The 19,291-nt window shown below is 52.7% G+C and carries 15 protein-coding genes; 11 read left to right on the top strand and 4 right to left on the bottom strand.

Annotation, left to right across the window (positions count from 1 at the left end; all coding sequences use genetic code 11):
- Positions 1–41 precede the first annotated feature (41 nt).
- Both AC2FIB_RS05800 and AC2FIB_RS05795 read left to right on the top strand, forming a co-directional pair.
- Positions 42–2,324: an adenosylcobalamin-dependent ribonucleoside-diphosphate reductase gene (locus tag AC2FIB_RS05800; protein ID WP_496733826.1), complete on the top strand. Its 2,283-nt coding sequence runs from the start codon at positions 42–44 to the stop codon at positions 2,322–2,324.
- Between the two features lie 356 nt (positions 2,325–2,680).
- Positions 2,681–3,796: an AAA family ATPase gene (locus tag AC2FIB_RS05795; protein WP_496841810.1), complete on the top strand. Its 1,116-nt coding sequence runs from the start codon at positions 2,681–2,683 to the stop codon at positions 3,794–3,796.
- Positions 3,797–4,070: 274 nt separating this feature from the next.
- On the opposite strand, the gene AC2FIB_RS05790 is transcribed toward AC2FIB_RS05795, so the two are convergent.
- The 3 genes from AC2FIB_RS05790 to gntH (AC2FIB_RS05780) form a co-directional block, all read right to left on the bottom strand.
- Complete coding sequence (locus AC2FIB_RS05790; protein ID WP_496733830.1) at positions 4,071–5,354, bottom strand: HupE/UreJ family protein; 1,284 nt, start codon at positions 5,352–5,354, stop codon at positions 4,071–4,073.
- Positions 5,347–7,125, bottom strand: coding sequence for a hypothetical protein (locus tag AC2FIB_RS05785; RefSeq protein WP_496733832.1), 1,779 nt, complete (start codon positions 7,123–7,125; stop codon positions 5,347–5,349). The genes AC2FIB_RS05790 and AC2FIB_RS05785 overlap by 8 nt, the downstream gene beginning before the upstream one ends.
- A gap of 100 nt (positions 7,126–7,225) precedes the next feature.
- Positions 7,226–8,422, bottom strand: coding sequence for a guanitoxin biosynthesis MBL fold metallo-hydrolase GntH (gene gntH, locus AC2FIB_RS05780; protein WP_282170937.1), 1,197 nt, complete (start codon positions 8,420–8,422; stop codon positions 7,226–7,228).
- A gap of 114 nt (positions 8,423–8,536) precedes the next feature.
- Here gntH (AC2FIB_RS05780) and AC2FIB_RS05775 point away from each other — a divergent pair, with 114 nt between their 5' ends.
- Together AC2FIB_RS05775 and gntH (AC2FIB_RS05770) are read left to right on the top strand one after the other, a co-directional pair.
- Positions 8,537–9,106 carry a TetR/AcrR family transcriptional regulator gene (locus AC2FIB_RS05775; RefSeq protein ID WP_481669049.1) on the top strand — a complete coding sequence of 190 codons (570 nt, stop codon included), beginning with the start codon at positions 8,537–8,539 and terminating at the stop codon, positions 9,104–9,106.
- A gap of 206 nt (positions 9,107–9,312) precedes the next feature.
- Entirely contained in the window at positions 9,313–10,440 is a 1,128-nt protein-coding gene (gntH, locus tag AC2FIB_RS05770) for a guanitoxin biosynthesis MBL fold metallo-hydrolase GntH (protein WP_496733834.1), read from the top strand.
- Positions 10,441–11,286: 846 nt separating this feature from the next.
- Here the strand turns inward: gntH (AC2FIB_RS05770) and AC2FIB_RS05765 are convergent.
- Positions 11,287–13,044 carry an adenylate/guanylate cyclase domain-containing protein gene (locus AC2FIB_RS05765; protein ID WP_496733836.1) on the bottom strand — a complete coding sequence of 586 codons (1,758 nt, stop codon included), beginning with the start codon at positions 13,042–13,044 and terminating at the stop codon, positions 11,287–11,289.
- A gap of 783 nt (positions 13,045–13,827) precedes the next feature.
- Between AC2FIB_RS05765 and AC2FIB_RS05760 the strand changes: the two genes are divergently transcribed.
- The 7 genes from AC2FIB_RS05760 (at position 13,828) to AC2FIB_RS05730 (ending at position 19,290) form a co-directional block, all read left to right on the top strand.
- Entirely contained in the window at positions 13,828–14,181 is a 354-nt protein-coding gene (locus AC2FIB_RS05760) for a hypothetical protein (protein ID WP_496841809.1), read from the top strand.
- On the top strand, positions 14,171–15,010 hold the full coding sequence (locus tag AC2FIB_RS05755; protein WP_496841808.1) for a hypothetical protein: 840 nt from the start codon (positions 14,171–14,173) through the stop codon (positions 15,008–15,010). Before AC2FIB_RS05760 ends, AC2FIB_RS05755 begins: the two co-directional genes overlap by 11 nt.
- An 84-nt stretch (positions 15,011–15,094) precedes the next feature.
- On the top strand, positions 15,095–16,294 hold the full coding sequence (locus AC2FIB_RS05750; protein WP_496841807.1) for an N-acetyltransferase DgcN family protein: 1,200 nt from the start codon (positions 15,095–15,097) through the stop codon (positions 16,292–16,294).
- A complete protein-coding gene (locus tag AC2FIB_RS05745; protein ID WP_496733841.1) occupies positions 16,291–17,412 on the top strand; it encodes an alanine/ornithine racemase family PLP-dependent enzyme in 1,122 nt (373 codons plus the stop codon). The genes AC2FIB_RS05750 and AC2FIB_RS05745 overlap by 4 nt, the downstream gene beginning before the upstream one ends.
- 49 nt (positions 17,413–17,461) lie before the next feature.
- On the top strand, positions 17,462–17,674 hold the full coding sequence (locus AC2FIB_RS05740) for a hypothetical protein (protein ID WP_496733843.1): 213 nt from the start codon (positions 17,462–17,464) through the stop codon (positions 17,672–17,674).
- Positions 17,675–17,792: 118 nt separating this feature from the next.
- The gene (locus tag AC2FIB_RS05735) at positions 17,793–18,074 is read left to right on the top strand and encodes a hypothetical protein (RefSeq protein WP_282119865.1); all 282 of its coding nucleotides are present in this window, start codon (positions 17,793–17,795) and stop codon (positions 18,072–18,074) included.
- A gap of 532 nt (positions 18,075–18,606) precedes the next feature.
- Positions 18,607–19,290, top strand: coding sequence for an NUDIX hydrolase (locus tag AC2FIB_RS05730; protein WP_496841806.1), 684 nt, complete (start codon positions 18,607–18,609; stop codon positions 19,288–19,290).
- The last annotated feature ends 1 nt before the right edge of the window (position 19,291 follow it).

Here is a 19,291-nt window from a genome sequence, read left to right as displayed (position 1 = left end):
TGGGATAATCTGGATACCTCTTTCAGAACAGGGAATCACCAATGAGCCGCTTTGCCGCCCCCATCGCCGAGCAGATCTGGGACATGAAATATCGTTTCAAACAGGCCGATGGCACTCCCATTGACCAAACGGTTGAGGACAGCTGGCGGCGTATCGCTCGCGATCTTGCGCAGGTCGAAAAAGACCCGGCGCATTGGGAGCAGAAGTTCTTCGAAGCGCTGGAAGATTTCAAATACCTGCCTGCTGGCCGTATCACCGCTGGCGCAGGCACTGCGCGACGTGTGACGCTGTTTAACTGCTTTGTCATGGGCACGGTGCCGGACAGCATGGGCGGTATCTTCGATATGCTGAAAGAGGCCGCGCTGACCATGCAGCAGGGTGGGGGGATCGGGTATGATTTCTCGACCATCCGCCCACGTGGTGCAGATGTTCATGGTGTGGCAGCGGACGCGTCGGGGCCACTAAGCTTCATGGATGTATGGGATGCCATGTGTCGGACGATCATGTCCGCCGGCTCGCGCCGTGGCGCGATGATGGCGACCATGCGCTGTGATCACCCGGATATCGAACAGTTCATCACCGCCAAATCTGATCCCGCACGCCTGCGCATGTTCAATATGTCGGTGCTTGTCACCGATCCCTTTATGGAAGCTGTCAAAGCCGATGGCCCGTGGGAGCTGGTGTTCGATGGCAAGGTCTATCACACAGTTCAAGCGCGTGATCTGTGGAACAAGATCATGCAGGCCACCTATGACTATGCCGAACCGGGTGTGATTTTCATCGACCGGATCAACAAGGCCAACAACCTCAGCTATGCCGAAACCATCGCCGCGACGAACCCGTGTGGCGAGCAGCCGTTGCCGCCATATGGTGCATGTCTGTTGGGGTCCATCAACCTTGCCCGTCTTGTGGCAGAACCGTTCGAATATGCGGCCCATCTGAATGAGGCTGCCTTGCAAGAGCTGGTCGCAACAGCTGTCCGCATGATGGACAACGTTGTAGACGCGTCGAAGTTCCCGCTGCCCGAACAGGCTGCCGAGGCGCAGGCCAAGCGCCGTATCGGGCTGGGCGTGACCGGGTTGGCGGATGCTCTGCTGATGTTGGGTCTGCGCTATGGATCGGACGAGGGCGCGCGTCAGACCGAGCTCTGGTTGAAAGCGATTGCGCGCGCAGCGTATCTGGCGTCGGTCGACTTGGCGAAGGAAAAGGGGGCGTTCCCCCTGTTCGACGCCGAGAAATACTTGGAAAGCGGCACGATGCAGCAGATGGATGATGATGTGCGCGATGCAATCCGCGAACACGGTATCCGCAACGCTTTGCTGACTTCGATCGCGCCGACCGGTACGATTTCTCTCTATGCGGGGAATGTGTCGTCAGGGATCGAGCCGGTCTTTGCCTATGCCTATACGCGGAAGGTCCTGCAAAAGGATGGCTCGCGTACTGAAGAAGAGGTCGTGGACTACGCCGTGCAGATGTGGCGCGACAAGTTTGGCGACAAAGAGCTGCCAGACTATTTCGTCAACGCACAAACGCTGTCCCCCTCCGATCACGTCAAGATGCAAGCGGCGGCGCAGAAATGGATCGACAGCTCGATCTCAAAAACGATCAACTGCCCCGAGGATATCAGCTTTGACGCTTTCAAAGATGTCTACATGCAGGCCTGGGATCAGGGGTGCAAAGGGTGCACGACCTATCGTCCGAACGATGTGACGGGGTCCGTCCTGACCGTGTCAGAAAGCGAAGACAAAGCGCCGGGTGAAAGTGCAAGCGCACCGCATGAAATTGACGGTGGCGACGTGATCTACATGTCGGAGCCGCTGGATCGCCCACAATCTCTGGAAGGGTCGACCTATAAGTTGAAGTGGCCCGACAGCGAACATGCGATTTACTTGACGATCAATGACATTGTCATTGGTGGCCGTCGCCGTCCGTTCGAAGTGTTCATCAACTCGAAGAACATGGAGCATTACGCCTGGACGCTGGCGCTGACCCGCATGATCTCGGCCGTGTTCCGCCGGGGTGGGGATGTGTCTTTTGTGGTGGAAGAACTAAAAGCGGTATTCGACCCGCGCGGTGGTGCATGGGTTCAGGGCAAGTATATCCCGTCGATCTTGGCCGCAATTGGTGGCGTGATCGAACAGCACATGATCAATATCGGCTTTCTTGAGGGCGAGGGCATGGCGCTCAAATCCGACCCCCAGGCGCAGGTCGTCAACATGGACGCGCCACGCGGAAAAGCCTGCCCATCCTGCGGCCAGTACGACATGGTGATGATCGAGGGCTGCATGACCTGCCGCAGCTGCGGTCATTCAAAATGTGGCTGATGTCATGAAATTCAGCGTCGTGATGCACCAAGCAATTGAGACCCAAATCAGCGATTTTTTCGCCCGAAGACAAGGTCTTTGTCGCCCAAGTATCAAAATCCCCTTGTTTTCATAGGGGCGGGAAAGCGTCTGAATTTCTTAGCGGACGCTTTCTCAGTCAGCATCAATCATTCGAAGGTATTGACGTGCGTCCAGTAATAGGGCTGTTTCATTCTATGACGACATCGCAGCATATCTTTCTCATACGGTTTTTCTGATCTGCCCCTGTTAGGGCCGACCGGTAGCTGCTGATAATTTATCTTCTTTTGCGCTCGTTTTCGGTCGGTTTGTCTCACTGGATAGATGAGGGAACTGCTATGAAGACCATCAAACTCCTACTCGCCACGGATCCCAACATTGAAAAAGGTGCCCTTACGCATCGGTTTACTGAATACCTGAAGAATTTGCGTAAAATGCGGCTGGCCGAAGAATTCATCGGAGATGATGAACACTCGGCCGATCTCGGTAGAGATGACTTTGATAAAGTTGCTTGCGAACTGTCAGACGGTGTCTTGCTGACTTGGGATGACAAACGGCGCATCAAAAATCGAGTTCAGTGCATCTTACAGCACAGGACTGAAGCCTCAGGTCTTGCGCACCTCTCGGAGAAAGAAATCCAACGACTGCGCCCACTAATGAATGAGGTTCGTTTGGCGGAGCCGAGAAACGAGCATTGGGTGGACGAAAAAGTATCTGCGTTACATGAAGAAATGCCGTGGATGTCTGCCGCCACCAATGAGGTTTGGCACGCGTTGCGGCGCATCGCTAGTACCAAAGATACGATCCGATTGCCGACTCTGTTGCTGAATGGACCGCCAGGAATTGGTAAATCGGTTTGGGCCAGAAGGCTGTCCGAACTGTTCGAAGTGCCCAGATGCGAGATTGATGCCAGCTTGGGTGGAGTAGGTTTCAGTGTTGCGGGAACGGAAAGGGGTTGGTCGTCAGCGCAACCAGGAAGACCGCTTGAAACGATCCTCCAGCACCGCGTTGGTAATCCTCTGATTGTTGTTGATGAGATTTGCAAGGCTCAGTCAGGTACTTCAGACAGTGGTGCCCATCACGCATTTTCGGCCTCATTGCTGAGCTTTTTGGAACCTGCGACAGCTGTTGCTTGGGAGTGCCCGTACTACCGTACCAAGTTTGATATGTCCCACATTTCGTGGGTACTGACAGCGAATGATGTTTCTCGTGTGCCCGAGCCTTTGGTCAACCGATGCACAGTGATCGAGTTGCAAGCAATCTCAAGTAGTCAACTAAAGGGGTTTGCACGCCATCAAGCTGCCCGAATGGGCTTGTCGAAAGTTTCATTGGACGCAATTGAACGCGTGATCGAACAATCCATGGATGAACGAGGGCATTATTTGAGCCTGCGCAATGTCGTTCGCATGTTGCTCCGTGCTGAGACATTAGAGAACCGGGAAATTTACCACTAACTCAAGTGAGATTGAGAGGTTGATTTTTTGGAGGTAGGAGAAACGAAATCTAATGCGAACGGCCGCAATGCGCAGAAAGCAGACTTTGCAAAGTCCGGCGTGCGGCCCTAACCCTTCTGCGGTTCAGCTTCTGCTTCGTCATACGAAGGTAGATACTACAGTACGTTACCTATGCGCCGTTCGCTTTCCGAAACCAACCGTGCCCGAAATCGCGGCAGCATCTGAAAAAAGACCGAACCGAACGCTGTCACTGGGTTGGAAGCAGTAGTCCTTTCTAAATCGTAATCAATGATAGAAAATCTATTCCGCGTTCGAAAGTCCACCAACTTGCGATAGCTGCACATACAATTGCAATCGAAACTCTCAACGACATTTCGGGTGTCGGACCTAGTTTCGCGAAGAAGTGCAGCAATGGCCAGATCACAAGAACAATAGCGAGCTGACCAACTTCAACACCAACATTAAACGCCAGCAGGCTCTGCCAGATGTTAGGCGACGTCACCTGAAGTATTTCATGTAAAACGAAACTGAAGCCCAAGCCATGAAGAAGACCCATAAGTACCGTTACGACAAAGACCTTTTTGTTAGAGTTCCTTTCCAACTTGTCCCGTCTAACGGCCAGAAAGGCCGCGTAGACGATGGACAAGGCAATCCCGGTTTCGACAAATGGCACAAACCAGGCTCCTGACGGCACATACCCGAAAAATCCAAGGGACAGAGTTACGCTATGGCCTACCGTAAAGCCGGTGACTCGCCACAGAAGTGCGCTTAGACCGGGGGCACCAATCACCAGGCAGATAACAAATAACACGTGGTCGATGCCTTCCAGGATGTGTCGCAGGCCTTCCCAAACGAAAGTTACGATCCCTGAGAGCCGGGACCTGGAAACCTGCACCGGTTCTTCCATCAGGCCTCGGGTTCGAAAGACTAGCGGATCGCTTGATCCATAGTCCAGAATGAGATTGGCGGTCATTTCCTGATCGGGCAGGCCTGGGTCCAAAGAACTGGAGATGGCATAGGAGATCGGCGCATTTCCCAATTCATACCAGAGCGTGACATCCACAATAACGTCACCAACATAAACTGGCGGGTCATCCTGTATGGTCGTTCCCGCTGACACAGATTGCTGGGCTTCGCTCAGCGTCGCAAAACCCGGCTCCTCACCTACTTTGTGAATGGTCACGGATTCAACGTCGCCCAGAACCCGCGTACCAGTGATTTCGATGATCGTACCGGTTTCCGCGATGCGCCCAAGGCCAAGCGGGTTTTCAGCGATTTGTGAGGAGTCGACAAAATGAACCACCTGACCATCCTCAAGCGCATTTGTCGTGAAAGGAGCCGCTTCAGGAAGACCATCCTCACCCTTTTTGCCGATTTTGTCCGCCACTAGATATGGCATGGGCGTTCGCAAATAGATGCGCAGACCGTCGCTTGTGTGTTCTACGTGAAAAATACGAACATTGAGGTTCAGCAGGAAATGCGCCTGGCTGGCGACCGCAGCCAAGATCAAACAGGTCGTTATCCAAATCAACAACACCTTGTTCAGTCGGTTAAACATCCGGTGCGCGCGCCTCCATTACAGTGATACCCGTAAGCTTCCAAACGCCTCTTTCGGGACGGAACTCGACCCTTGCCCGATATTCCACCCGACGACGATGATCATGGCCCCAGTGACCCGCTCGGGCGTCTACAATCCACTTGGCAACCCCTTCGAAAGCACCGGTTATCTTATTGTCGCCTTCCATGATTGCGACATCGGTCACTTCGGCGATCTGTGCGCGGCTTCCGCCAGGCACATGAATGGCAAGGTTTGTTTCGAGTTCAGCAGCGACGTCTGTGAGGGCCGTGTTCCTGACAATTGGCTCTAGCGCTTTGCGACGTGCTTCTGGTGAGACCTCAAGCGCGGCCACATACGAGTTCGCCAAAAGTAGGGAAAAAATTTCAGAAGCCATCTGTTCTCTGGATGGACCGGCTATTGGATTTTGAAATGGAATTTGCATTTCGTGCCGAAAGGCGACCCCTGCAACTAAACTGCCAGCCGACAGCAGGACGAACCCGATCCGCCGACTTTTTAGGGTCGACAAGAGCGCGCCCACGCCTGCACCAAGCGCAACAGCGACAGCCAGTGCAGTCCAAATCGGCAGAAAGAAAACTCCCGTCGCCTGTACCCGCGTAACTTCAGGGTCGACGTAGCGTTTCAAATGGTTGATCCAACTTACCTCTGGATCTTCAGGAGTAGCCCAATCCAGAAAGGGACCGGCAACATCTGTCAACGTCACAGGCACATGCTGAATGGTTTGGTCGAACATATCCCATGTGACAGTCGCCTCTTCGGGCAGAGTCGAAATCGGATAGGACAATATCAAGCCTGCAAAAGTCGTGTCGGTCAGAAGCGTCGGAGAGCCCTCAACGACTTGAACTCCTGTTTCGCCCAGCGTCAGAAATGCGCCCCTGACAGAGGTGGGCTGAACTGGATCCCCCCCGATAATGACCGGATTACGGGTTTCGAATGCGTCCAGCGCAGCGTCGAGTATTGTTTCCTGCTGAGATGGGTTCAGTTTGGAACCCGTACCAAGGTCCATGTCTATCCAGGGCGCAAGTTCCCGCAGCCGGATAAGGATCTCGTGGCGAACCTCGCGTGGCGCAACGTACAGAAAAGACGTTGTGCCGCTTTGAGCTGACCGATTGAGGTTCGCATTGGTGAACGCGGTGAACCATGGGTCGGACCAGTCAATCTCAAGTCGTGCGTCACTATCGAAGTAACTGAATTTGGTGACAGGGACGGCACGATCAAAAACCATGAAGCCAATTGATGTGGCGGGCTTATCCTCCTTGGGTGTCGGAGGGCGAAAAATCAGGGTCTCGGGGCGCGCGCCGTCAAAACCGAAGAAAGCTTCGATGTAGATAACTTGCGGATCTTCAGGAGGAGCAGGAATTATGCGCCCGGTAATGGGATCGGTTCTTCCGGCCAAGGGGGATGCGCGGTCAATTCTCTCACGGTTCTCGGCAGTCACAAATTTGAACGACAAAGGTGATCTGTCGGCGCGGCTTACCGAAATGCCTTCGGATTCACTGCCAAACGCAGCTTGATGTGTAGCAACTGTCGGGTGGAGGTCCTGCAATATCTCGCTAGGCAAAAACGACGCAAAACCTTCAAAATCCTCGGGATAGACTTCCAGCTCAAGTCGAACGCCGTCGTTTTCCACCTGAAAGACTGCGATGTTTCTGGCGACCTCCGCCCCGCTATACGGAATGACGTCACCTATTGCAGAGCTGCCTATCACCAAAGCGGCGAACAACGTCAGAAGGCATCGGAATTGGATCAGCAATTTGGCCAGCGTCCTTCGCGGCGTCAAACTAAGTACAGAAACTTTGTCATTTCCGTCTTGTGCAGCTCATTATCGAGCCGCACCAAAACGTGTCATTACGTCAGTTTTGATCCGGCATAGGCGGTGGCGTGTAACCGTCCCATTTACCTGCTTGGACCTTGTCCGACGGTTCTTTTTCTTTTGAACGCTGTGCATCGATGTATTCGTCGCTTACTGCGGGCGGCAACGCATAGTCATCCACGCTCGCCTCGCGTACGACAATCTGGTCTTTGGTTACGTTGATCACCTGAAGATCACGTGCCAGCGTGAGTGGCCCATCGTAAGTCGACCGCACCCCCTCCAGAATCGCCTGGTAGTTTTCTGGTGAAAGCACGGAGTGATATCCCAAGGCCATACGCGGTTGGACGGCAGACATGACCTTTCCGAATGCCGCTGGCTCGGAATGGACGCGCGTGGCGACATATGTCGCTTGCGTCATGTCCCAGCCAAAATACGGTGCCAGCGCATCAGGTGGCAGGAAAGCCTCGTGGGAAGCAAGATCGGCTCCTTTGGCATATTCGACATACCACTTGTTCGGGTAGGTATCTCCGCCAAAAACGTATTTCAGCCCATTCCACTCAAGGGAATAGCTGACGGAACCGTCGAGGCTATGGATCGCAGGCCAGGAACGAATGGTGACACCGTTGTCTTGATAAACGATCTCGTTTTCCTGCATGTAGTCGAACTCGGTGACTTCGAGCTTGGCGCCCTCATCCGGCAACGCGCCCGTTCGCGTAGCAAGGTCCCACGCATAGGCTTTTGACATACCCTCAACGTAGGCTTTTGTTCCAAGTTCATCTTCTGATCCCGTGGGGCCATAGATGTGAAGCGGTGTATAACGACCTGATAACCATCCACCAACGTGCAGCCCCATAAAGTCCCCAACATGATCAACATGCAGGTGGCTGAAGAAAACTTTGTCGATCTTCGAAAAATCCGGGCGCAGCGAGAACAAGTTACCCGTTGATCCGGTGCCGACGTCGAACAGAAAGACATCACCGTTGCCCAATTCCACATAAAACGAAATTGAAACGGCGGCCTTTGTCTGGTTTGGCATACCTGTCCCTAACGCGGTTATCCGCATCTCATCTTCGCCGAGAATTTCAGTATTGGGGAAATAGGATGCCGGATAAACACCATCTTCAATGGGGGCAGCCGTTCGACCCGTGGGCAACATATTCTGCGCTGTGGCGGTTCCAGCTACCGCGATCCCCATTGCAAAAACCAAAGCCGTTGCGGAATTGAGCAAGCTATTCATAGTTCCCCCTCCATTCTGAAATAGTCATTCAGCACACAAATTCGTGAGCTCCCCATTCTCCGTAGACATCTCTACGGTAGGTCCATAGACTGCTCTATGTCAATAGAGGTGCCTATGGAAGCTGAGCCAAGGATAATTGAAAAACGGGAAAAGGCGTCACGGGAAGATTGGCTGCTTGCGACACTGGACGTTCTGAGGGAGCGGGGAATCGAAGGTGTGAAAGTTGTTGCAATTGCCCGCAGGCTTGGCCTGACCAGTGGAAGTTTCTATTGGCATTTTCGGAACTTAAAGGATCTTCTCGACTCGGTTCTGCTATTTTGGGAAGACGCTCTAACTGGTCATATCATCGAAGACGCACTTCAGTTCCAGGGACCGCCGGAAGAGCGGATAAGGGTATTGATGCATCAGGTTATCCGCGAAGACGCTTCCAGGCCGGATGGAGCTATCGCGGTCTGGGCAAAATCCGATGCCGATGCCGCACAATGCTATAAGCGTGCTATTAAACGACGATTTGAATTTTCTACATGGCTGTTCCAAGAGCTCGGTTTTGCACCCCCTGATGCTGAGATTCGAGGCCGGATGATGGTCATGACCCTGATGGGTGAGACAACGAACGATCTGAAACTGCAAGAAAACTGGCCGAGTGTAATTGACCGGCACTGGCGAGTTTTGGTGGACAAATAGTTTCCCACCGATTGGGTTGAACAACGTCATTTTCGATCAATTTTGCAGCTTTTGTCTCCGAGCTGATTGAAGCGTTGATTTTGTACACATTGGTGTCACACGCTGGGCTCCTGCGGGTCCGTTCCGTGTCCAATGGCTATCGATTTCGGGCTGATGGTATTTCGTAGTATCCTTATCGAAATCAAAAATTTTTGGGGGGACTAAGTGTGCGATTGAATCTGATATCAACTCTAGGCTTGGCATTTGCTTCGATATGCTCAACTGCGGCTTCTGACAGTGCGCTGGAGGCGCGAAAGTTCTATTATCCGAATACTGAACTACTTGGTGAAGCGGAGATGCGCGTTGTCTCGCTGGGTACTGGAACGCCCAATTTTCGACACTCCCAGGCGTCTGCATCATGGTTGGTCGAACTTGGGAACGGCGATAAATTTCTATTCGATGTCGGGACTGGTTCGTTAGCCAATTTGGCAGCCTTGGAGATTCCGTACACGTATCTCGACAAAGTGTTCATCAGTCACCTGCACGTAGATCATATCGGAGACCTGGATGCGCTTTTTGTCGGCGGATGGGTTTCCAACCGGACTGTGCCATTACAGGTCTGGGGGCCAAGTGGACTGGAACCAGAGTATGGAACCGCGGCGGCAATGGACGGGCTTCAAAAAATGCTAGCGTGGGACGTGGCTGGACGTCGCGGAAACATGCCCTCCGCGGGAGGCCATCTAAAGGTAACTGAGTTCGACTATTCGAAGACGCAGGTGGTTTATGAGAACGATGGTGTGGTCATACGCTCCTGGCCCGCGATACACGGCATTGACGGTTCCGTGTCATACAGCGTGGAATGGAACGGGCTTAAGTTTGTCTATTCGGGTGACACCAACCCAAACAAGTGGTTCGTAGAAAACGCCAAAGAGGCTGATCTCGTCATCCATGAATGTTACCTAACGGTACAACAATTTATCGATATAAAGAACTACGATCCCGAACGTGCTCGTTTGGTTGCAACGGTAGTTCACACACCACCGGATGCGTGCGGCAAGCTATTTTCGGCTATCGAGCCTCGGCACGCGATTGCCTATCATACATTTGCCGACTTCGACATCGCCCCCGATACAATTGCGGCAATTCGAATGACCTATGATGGGCCGCTTACCTTGGCTCAAGATATGCTCGTCTGGAACATTTCGGCGGAGTCAGTAACCGTTCGAGAAGTTATAGGATCAGACAATCCGTTGCCAGTTGCCCCCCCGACACCCGCCGGGCCACCTGACCCAAGTGAACGAACAGAATTGTCAGATTGGCTCAACGCAGGCCGACTCGACCTTGGCCAGGAGTAACCTGCGAGAAGCAATTCTTGCCAAACTGGGTTTGAGAAATCGGCAAAGCCCACATACTTGTGGTGAAGAACCTTTTGCCGATCATTCGGCAAGGGTCCGCGTTATCTGCTCTTGGATTGTAGGGCCAGATCGCGGCGGAAGACTGGCTTGGATTTAGCCGAAGTCCGCTGGATTAAACGACCGGCCTGGGAAAATCTGCCGCCCGCCGAATGATCGCAAGCGCAAGCGCAAAGGTTTTCTGTGTGAGAGAAAGTTGCGTGGGTAAAAGGCGGATTTGTTGCGCGTCTCGATTGTCGAAGCTGAACGCTGCGATAGGTCCGTACGAAATTCCGCGCAATCAACGCGGGTGAAGGACTGGTTCGGTGAAAACCGCTGCGTTGCCGAACTTTTGGCCCGCAGCAGCGACGACTTTCTGAGTCAGCAATAGCTGCGTGGGCAAAAGGCCGATTTGTCCGCTCCAAGGACTTCCAAAGCTCAGTAATGAATGTCCGGTTTGGGCTGATAGTGTTGAAAAACTCCCATTTTGCAGAAAACCAATGAAAAATTCGCCCGTAGAAGGTCGGTTGCACAATTTCGCCAAGGGGTCGGCCAAAACATGGGTGTGGCCATGTGAGCGGCTCTTTCAACCTGTCAAACGCAAACAGGACTGACTTTCATGTTACACAGGAATTTGGTGAAAATACGAGAGCGAGAAAATTCCGAGTTTTTCAACACTATCGGCTGACAGCTATCTTAGTCGATACTGTGCCTGATCCGAATTTTCGATTTAAGTATTAAAGCGCTAAGCAAATTCGTGGCAATCAAAACAATCTTCTGATCTCGGAAAACTAATACAATACTGTGGCGCTACTCTGGTAGACCGGCCTTTAGCATAGCATCCGCCCAGAATTTGCGCAGGGCTTCAGTTTTGTAGACCATGTGCCCGGTATAGGTTTGCACTGAAAATTGAGGATCGATTGAAAGAACTGCGTCTACTGCTTTCGTAGCATTTTCGGTGTCATCAAGATCAGCGTGGATCGCTGCCAAACGGATTTGGCACAACAAGGTGCCTGGCAAGCGGGTTTCCAAGTGCCGGTAAACTGTTCTTGCTTGCTCCAGCTGACCTAACCCGCGATAGGCATCCCCCAAATGGCTGAAATACCAGTCCGGGCTGTAGGGCGACAGCCGAATGGCCTTTCGCATGCTATTCAGGCTTTCCTCAAATTCACCACAACTATTGTACGCAATTGCCAGCATGGCGTGAGAAAGCGAGACACTGGGTTGCCGTTCGATAGCTTCATTGCAGAAGGCTTTGGCTTCATCAAAACGAGATTGGTTGGTGAAAATATACCCTTGCAGCGCATAGACATCAGCCGGGACATTTTTCATAGCCAACAATGCGTCGCAAATTGACTGGGCCTCGTCAGTTGATGCCTTCGGATCTTGATGAAACCCAAGGCGGGCACCGGCTTGCAACGCCCAGCCCAGGCCCGTTCTGAATGAGGAGTTCTCGGGGTCAAGTTCAACCGCTTTGCGGTAGAGCTGAATCGCAGAGAGATTCCCTTCTTTTGTAAATTTGTATTGTTCACTGATGCCACGCATCATCAAGTCCCATGCCTCAAAGTTAGGCGCTTGATCAGCCCAAAGCCTGAGCTCTTGTCCGTGTGTAAGGTTGACCGCCAATGAGATGGAAATTTCGCGTGTGATTTCATCTTGAACGGCAAATATGTCTTCAATCTGACGGTCATACCGGTCGGCCCACAAATGCGACCCGGTTTGGCACTCAATAAGCTGCCCGGTGATGCGAACCCGCTGCCCCGCCTTTCGAATACTCCCTTCAAGGACGAAACGAACGCCTAATTCCCGCCCGACCTGTCTCACATCGACAGACCTTCCTTTGTAGGCAAAGGTCGAATTGCGCGCCATCACGATGAGGCCATTGATATGCGACAAGGCAGTGATAATGTCTTCGGTAATTCCGTCCGCGAAGTATTCCTGCTCTGGGTCGCCTGACATGTTTTGAAATGGCAGGACAGCGATTGACGGTTGGTCCGGCAACTCCAACTGCTCACCCGTTAGAACTTCGTAGAACTCAGGTGACAGGCGCGCCGGGTCGAGATCGATGCTGTAGGCGCCAATCCTATGCTCGATGTTTTTTAGATCTTGTTCACCCAGATTCTTGAAGCTGCCGGAGACCTTTCCTTTGATTTGACGGTATACATCCTCGGAAATGCAGACGCTTCCGGGTTCTGCAATTGCTTCCAATCTTGCGGCTACGTTGACGCCTTCCCCAAAAACATCTGAACCTTCAGAAATTACATCTCCCAGATGAATACCGATCCGCAATTGAATGCGTTGTGCGCGGGGCACGTCGGGTTCTCGGTCCTGCATTGCTCGTTGAATGGCAATAGCGCAGTCTGCCGCGCCGACCACACTGGTGAATTCGGCCAACAAACCATCGCCCATCAACTTGACTATTCGCCCTCTTGCCTCGCGTATTTGGGGTTGAACCAATTCAGATAGTAAAAGGTTTAGGCGTAGTAGCGTGTTTTCTTCATCACCCCCCATGAGGCGTGAGAAGCCAGCAACATCGGCTGCCAAAATCGCTACAAGTTTCCGCTTCACTGTCAGCCCTCCGCGCAAGTTACGTTAGAGGCAACGACCCGCAAGGTCTACGTTTGTGCCCCCTTGAACGTTTGCTGTTCCATCGCGGAGATAATTTTTTGAAGCTAATAATATGGCCCCCAAGGCTTCGCACCGCTAAATTCAGCTTGGGCGATTTAAATCCAACGACCGCTTCGGGCTGCCACCGGTCGCTGCTACGTGGTGCAGAGAACTTCAGCAGCGAGCCCTCACTACATGTTTTCTGTGATGCAGCGAATGTCGGCTTCAGAGTGGCATACTAAGAAGGTTACAAAAGTGGCTACGAATTTGCCGATACACAAGGCGAATGCCAGATTGAAACCATATTTTTCATCGGCATCCGGGGCCTTGGAAAAAGCGTTAGGCCCACGAACGTTGTAATACCGTCGCCAAGTGGTTATGTTAAGTCCACTAAAGTTCTGGTTTTCTGCGGCCTAGGCGTATCGCCTGCTAGAGTGAACTAAGTTCTTCCATCATGAAAATTCAGCTGTCACGTCCTCTACTTGGATCTGATGTTTGGGAAGGTTGCCGATGTTTTCGCGCACAACCACATCGCTTGTGACGTTTGTTGATCCGTTTTGGTGATCAGACGCACCGATGGTTTGCCAAAGAACCACAACGCAACCGTTGATCAAACGAGCTTCCGGTAGGCCCGAACCGCGCCTATCGGTCATCGCGGCTTGGGTATGGCCCTAGCGCGAGAATAAGAATGCGCAAAAAGACACAAAACAGCGCGGCGGCGCTTTCTCCGCCAGAGGATTTAAAATGACATTTCCAGAATGGACGAAACCAGGCATCTACGGTGCTTTGTGTGGTGCGATTGCGGTCTCAATCCTTGGCTTTACCTGGGGCGGTTGGACAACCAGCGGCAGCGCTCAAGAATTGGCTAAGGATCATGCAAGCGAAGAAGTGACGCTCGCGATGGTGCCGGTTTGCCTGAACAGGTCAGCTGCTGACCCCAAGCGAGAAGAAATCATCTTAACCCTCCAAGAGGCCTCTGGCTTCAGTCGCCGCAAGGCTATGATGGATACGGGTTGGGCTACGCTGCCGGGATCGCAAACGCCTAGCCGCGACCTTGCAGATGCCTGTATCGCGGGGCTTGATCTGAATGGATCATAACTCAAAGGCAATGCCGCAACTCTGTCGGACGATCTGGGGAGCGCATCTGTCACCAGGCATTGAGATGATTGCGGCTCTGATTGTGCTCCCAATCTGTGCTCTGCTTCTGTTTTCAACGCCTGCATATGCTCAATCCACATCGCAACCTGTGCCTGAAAATGCCACTGCAAAGAGCTACGGTGACGGCTGGAAATGTAACGCCGGATATAGGCTGAGTGGCGATGTCTGCGCCGTTGTCATAGTGCCAGAAAATGCGTATCCGACCAACCGCACCTATGGTTCTGGTTGGGAATGTCTTCATGGTTTTCGCAAGAACGATGATACGGCCTGTGTTGCGGTGGTTGTACCCGATGGCGGGTTTCTTGATCCATCAGGTGAGCGCTGGCATTGCTCTCGCGGTTTTCAAAAAATCGACGACACGTGCCAAGAAATTGTCGTGCCCGCAAACGCCTACCTGGCAGCTACGACCTATGGGCCCGCGTGGGAATGCAAACGTGGGTATAAAGCATTAGACGACCTTTGTGTCGCCATTGTTGTCCCGGCCAACGCTTATCTGAATTCATCAGGATACGGCCAACCCTGGACATGCGAACGTGGGTACTTTGCACTGGATGGATTGTGCGCGCCCGTTGTGATCCCTGAACATGCCTACTTTGACGATGCGAGTTACGGAACGGGATGGAAGTGCGAGCGGGGATACGCAGCCTCAGGTGTGAGCTGTGAAGTAATAGACCTTCCTGCGAATGCCCATCTCGACAGATCCGGAAACCGGTGGGACTGCAACAAGAATTTCAAGTTATCTAAGGGACTTTGCATTCTCGATAACTGAGCGTGCGGCACGACATTCTCGACTTCATTACCCAATGGTGACGGCAGCGTTGCCTTCGGCGTCGAACACAAAAAAGGAAACATCATGAAAACCGACTTTGGCGCGGCTAACACTATCCGTCGTCCCGTCAGCGGTGCACAAGCGCCGCCATTGACCAGCGATAAACCCGTAAGATCGACCCCTGCCACTCAGATCGTCTTGCCGCCAACTGCGATTATCTATTGCCAAGGTAACTTCGCCAACATTGATGGCAAAACTGCAAATGGCCTTGTTCGTCATTCAGAGGCCTACAGGATCCTGTCTGTCATTGATAGCGACCACGACGGCGAAGACAGTGGGCAGGTTCTTGACGATGCAGTAAACCACATTCCGGTCTTCAAAAGCTTGGACGCTGCTGTCGCCCATGAAGCCGTCATCCCAGATACCCTCATTTACGGGATGGCACCCTCTACGGGGAGACTCTCTTCGACAGATCGCGACGTTGTTCTCGACGCGATTTCACTTGGTATGAACATCGTCAGTGGATTGCATGAGTATTTGAGCGATGATCTCGAAATCGCGTCTTTTGCAGTCGAACGCAAAGTCACCATTCGAGATATTCGAAAACCTAAACCCAGCAAGGATATGCGTCTGTTCGACGGAAGTATTGCAGATGTGAAGGCACTGCGCATAGCGGTTCTTGGAACCGATTGCGCCATTGGAAAACGGACAACAGCGACCGTATTGGCCCGCGCCTTGAATGCAAGGGGCATCAAGACTGTTCTTGTTAGTACGGGCCAAACGGGTTTGATGCAGGGCGCAAAATTTGGAGTGGCAATGGATGCCGTGCCGCCGCAGTTCTGTTGCGGCGAGCTTGAAGGTGCGATTGTTGACGCTTCCGAGGCTGAACAACCCGATGTCATTTTGATTGAAGGTCAAGGAGCGTTGAGCCATCCGGCGTTCTGCACATCCGCCTTTATCCTGCGGGGCAGCCAGCCGGACGCCGTGATCCTTCAACACGCTCCAAAGCGCGCGCATCGCTGTGATTTTCCCAATATGTCAATGCCCAAGCCTGCAAGTGAGATTGCCCTCATCGAAGCGTTTGCTGACACAAAAGTCATCGGCGTCACGCTCAATCACGAGGGGATGTCTGAGGCCGAGATTACCGACACTATCGCCGCACAGTCACAAATGCTCGGGTTACCCGTAACGGATGTGCTCAGCCGGCCGGCATCGCATTTGCTTGCAATGGTTGTCGCCGCCTATCCTGGGTTGCATCAACCCACGCCTGTGGCTGCGATATGAGTACACCCCGCATTGAGGTGCATCTGAGCAAGATACGCCACAATGCAAAGACTGTGATCGGGCGCCTCAAGACACGCGGCATCAGCGTCACCGGTGTGACCAAAGCGGTGTGCGGGCATCCAACCATCGCTCGGGCCATGCTGGACGGTGGCGCTGTGGGACTTGCAGAAGCGCGTCTTAGCAACGTTCGGAAGTTACGCAATGCGGGCATGACATGCCCGATCACCTTGATCCGTACACCAATGCTGAGCCAGGTCGATCAGGTCGTCCAGTACTGTGAGGCAAGCTACAACACAGAAATCCTCGTGATTACCGCTCTAGCCGCCGCCGCGATCCGGAAGGACTGCATTCACGGCATTATCTTGATGGTTGAGATGGGCGATCTGCGCGAAGGGGTCATGCCCAAATACCTCGGTTCAATTGCACGGCAAGTGGTGGATATGCCAGGTGTCGCGCTAAAAGGCATCGGAGCGAACTTCGCATGCCTGAGTGGAATTGCCCCGAATGCAGCAGACATGGACGCCTTGTCTGTCTTGGCGAATGACACAGAGGGGCAGTGTGGCCCCTTCCTTCAGACGGTATCTGGCGGTAACTCGGCCAACCTTCCTTGGGCCTTCAGTGGGCACCCAGCTGGTCGCATCAACGATTTAAGGCTGGGGGAAGCAATACTTCTGGGCGTTGATCCGGTTTCCGGAGATCAGATAGGCGGGATGTATACGGATGCCTTTACGCTTGTCGCCGAGGTCATTGAAACAGGGTCCAAACCTTCATCTTACCCTCAGAGCATCTGCGACCCGGTATTCAAAAGACTTCACCTTGTTCCAAAAAGTGGACAGAGCACACAACTAATCCTCGCCATTGGTCAGCAAGATACGGACGTTTTGGGGCTTTCTATGCCTCCTAGAAACAGACTCATCGGTGCAACAAGCGATCATCTTGTCATCGGCACATCCCATTCGACACAGAGCGTAGGATCGGAAATGAGATTCCAAATGAACTATAGTGCGTTGATGAAAGCTATGTCCGCTCCTGACGTTCAGACAAAGCTGCTCCATCGCAGTCCTTCACGTCACGTGCGTGTCTCTCAAGGACCAGGCAATCACCTGGCATCAATATGAAATACTCAACTGATAAATGCGCCGTTGGAAACGGATAGGAGAATAACCATTGGCAAAGCCGAAAAAAGCAACTCTCTTCAATGCACACGTTCCCAAGGCGGAAACGCCGATGGAAAAAACAACGCGGGTCGTTCGGGAAATGGTCAACGAAGAAGCAGAGCAAAGACAGATTAAGAACGCCCGGCTTCGCAAAACTCGGCTCGAAAGGGATGCGAAGACACCATCTGACGCCAGTCCGTCGAAGCCCGTCAAAAAGCGGTGACAGGATCGCTGCCTCTCTTTTTGCGCAACTTAATTGAACGAAACACAAACAATGCGGCTAGCGAGCACTGTTTATCTCATGCATCAGTAGCACCCGTACTCGTTTCAAGGATATTGCCATGACAAACTCAGATGAGAGCTCAGAAAAAGTTCACTATATCTGCCAGACATATGTCGAACAGAAGCCAGGACGCGGAGGGCAAGGAAGCCTGAAAATAGGCAAGCAATTTGAGTACTCCACGGCAGCGGAGGCACAGAACAGAGCAGAAAGAGAAGCGCAATCCGACGATTGCGCTGGCGCCGATGCCTACATGGTCAGTGAAGATCCGAACAGTGGCGAAGTCGGGTCGCCAAGTTTCCTCATCCGGCTTGGCAACGTCCCGGAATTTGATGAGTTTTAGGTATTTTGCTGGCTTCAGCTTAGCTCTCTATTTGCACCTTGAATTCGGTACTAGCTCGACCAGATACACATCTTTTGGTGCCAGCAAAATAGACCATTTTGGACGTGGGTTTTGCAAAGAAACTGGGCCATGAATACCAGAAAAAACGGTCATTGGTGCAAGCGCAGCGAAAGCTAATTTTGTCCTCTCACCGGCCTATTGGCGCTTAGTGCTGAACGTCTGGAGTGCGCGGTTTGTGATTCGCAGCATGAGCGAATGATTAGAGCATGATCAACGACGGCTAGGCGCTTAGTAGCTCCTCTGAGCTGAAGCAGCATAAGCCTCTGCCCTCTGTCCCGCGATCCAGAAAGCGGCCGCGACCGGACAAAAGGGATCAATCATCTAGTCGCTCGTTTCTCGTATTGTCAAAACCTAAACATCTGAAAATCAATCGTCCCAGGGCTAAGCAAGTCTACCTATCTGAAGGGAGGAATTATTTCTATTTACTTATATGTATAATAGTAATAACTGTGATGGATATAAGGAGAATCGCATGCCTCATACCAAGCCATCACTTGCCGTCGACTTGGCCCTGATCACCGTCGCAGATGGTGAACTGAAGTGCTTGATGATGAAACGTGCTGATGCTGACAAGGTTGGAGGCGAATGGGCATTGCCCGGAGGGTATGTCCGAGTTGACGAGGGAATCGACGCCACGGTTCAGCGGGTCTTGAATGAAAAAGTCGGATTAAAATCGGCCTATCTTGAGCAGTTGTTTACGTACGGCGCCTTGGATCGCGACCCACGTGAACGGGTTGTCAGCGTTACACATTTTGCGCTGATGCCATCCACAGATCTTTACCATGCTGTTCGGAAATCTGAGTCGTTGCAGCTCGCTTCGGTTCAAACGGATTGGGATGGCGAAACCGGGGGGCCGGCTAGTGCGGTATCCGATGACGGAAACGCTCTTGCTCTTGCTTTTGACCACGCAGAGATGCTCGGGGATGTCGTCAAGCGACTACGCGGGAAGCTGGACTACACCAATATTGCATTGGAGCTACTGCCCGCATCATTCACTCTTCGGCGGGCCCAGGAAGTCTACGAAGCAATTCTGGGACGCAGCCTGACAAAGCCCGCGTTCCGCCGGAAACTCCTTGATCGCAAGACGATCAAGGCGACGGGGCGACGTGAGGAAGCGTCTGCATTTCGTCCCGCCGAACTTTACACGCGTCTTTAAG

Source organism: Ruegeria sp. YTSA072 (assembly GCF_059610285.1).
Note: the sequence above shows the minus strand (reverse complement) of the source record. Positions and strands in the feature narration are given on the sequence as shown.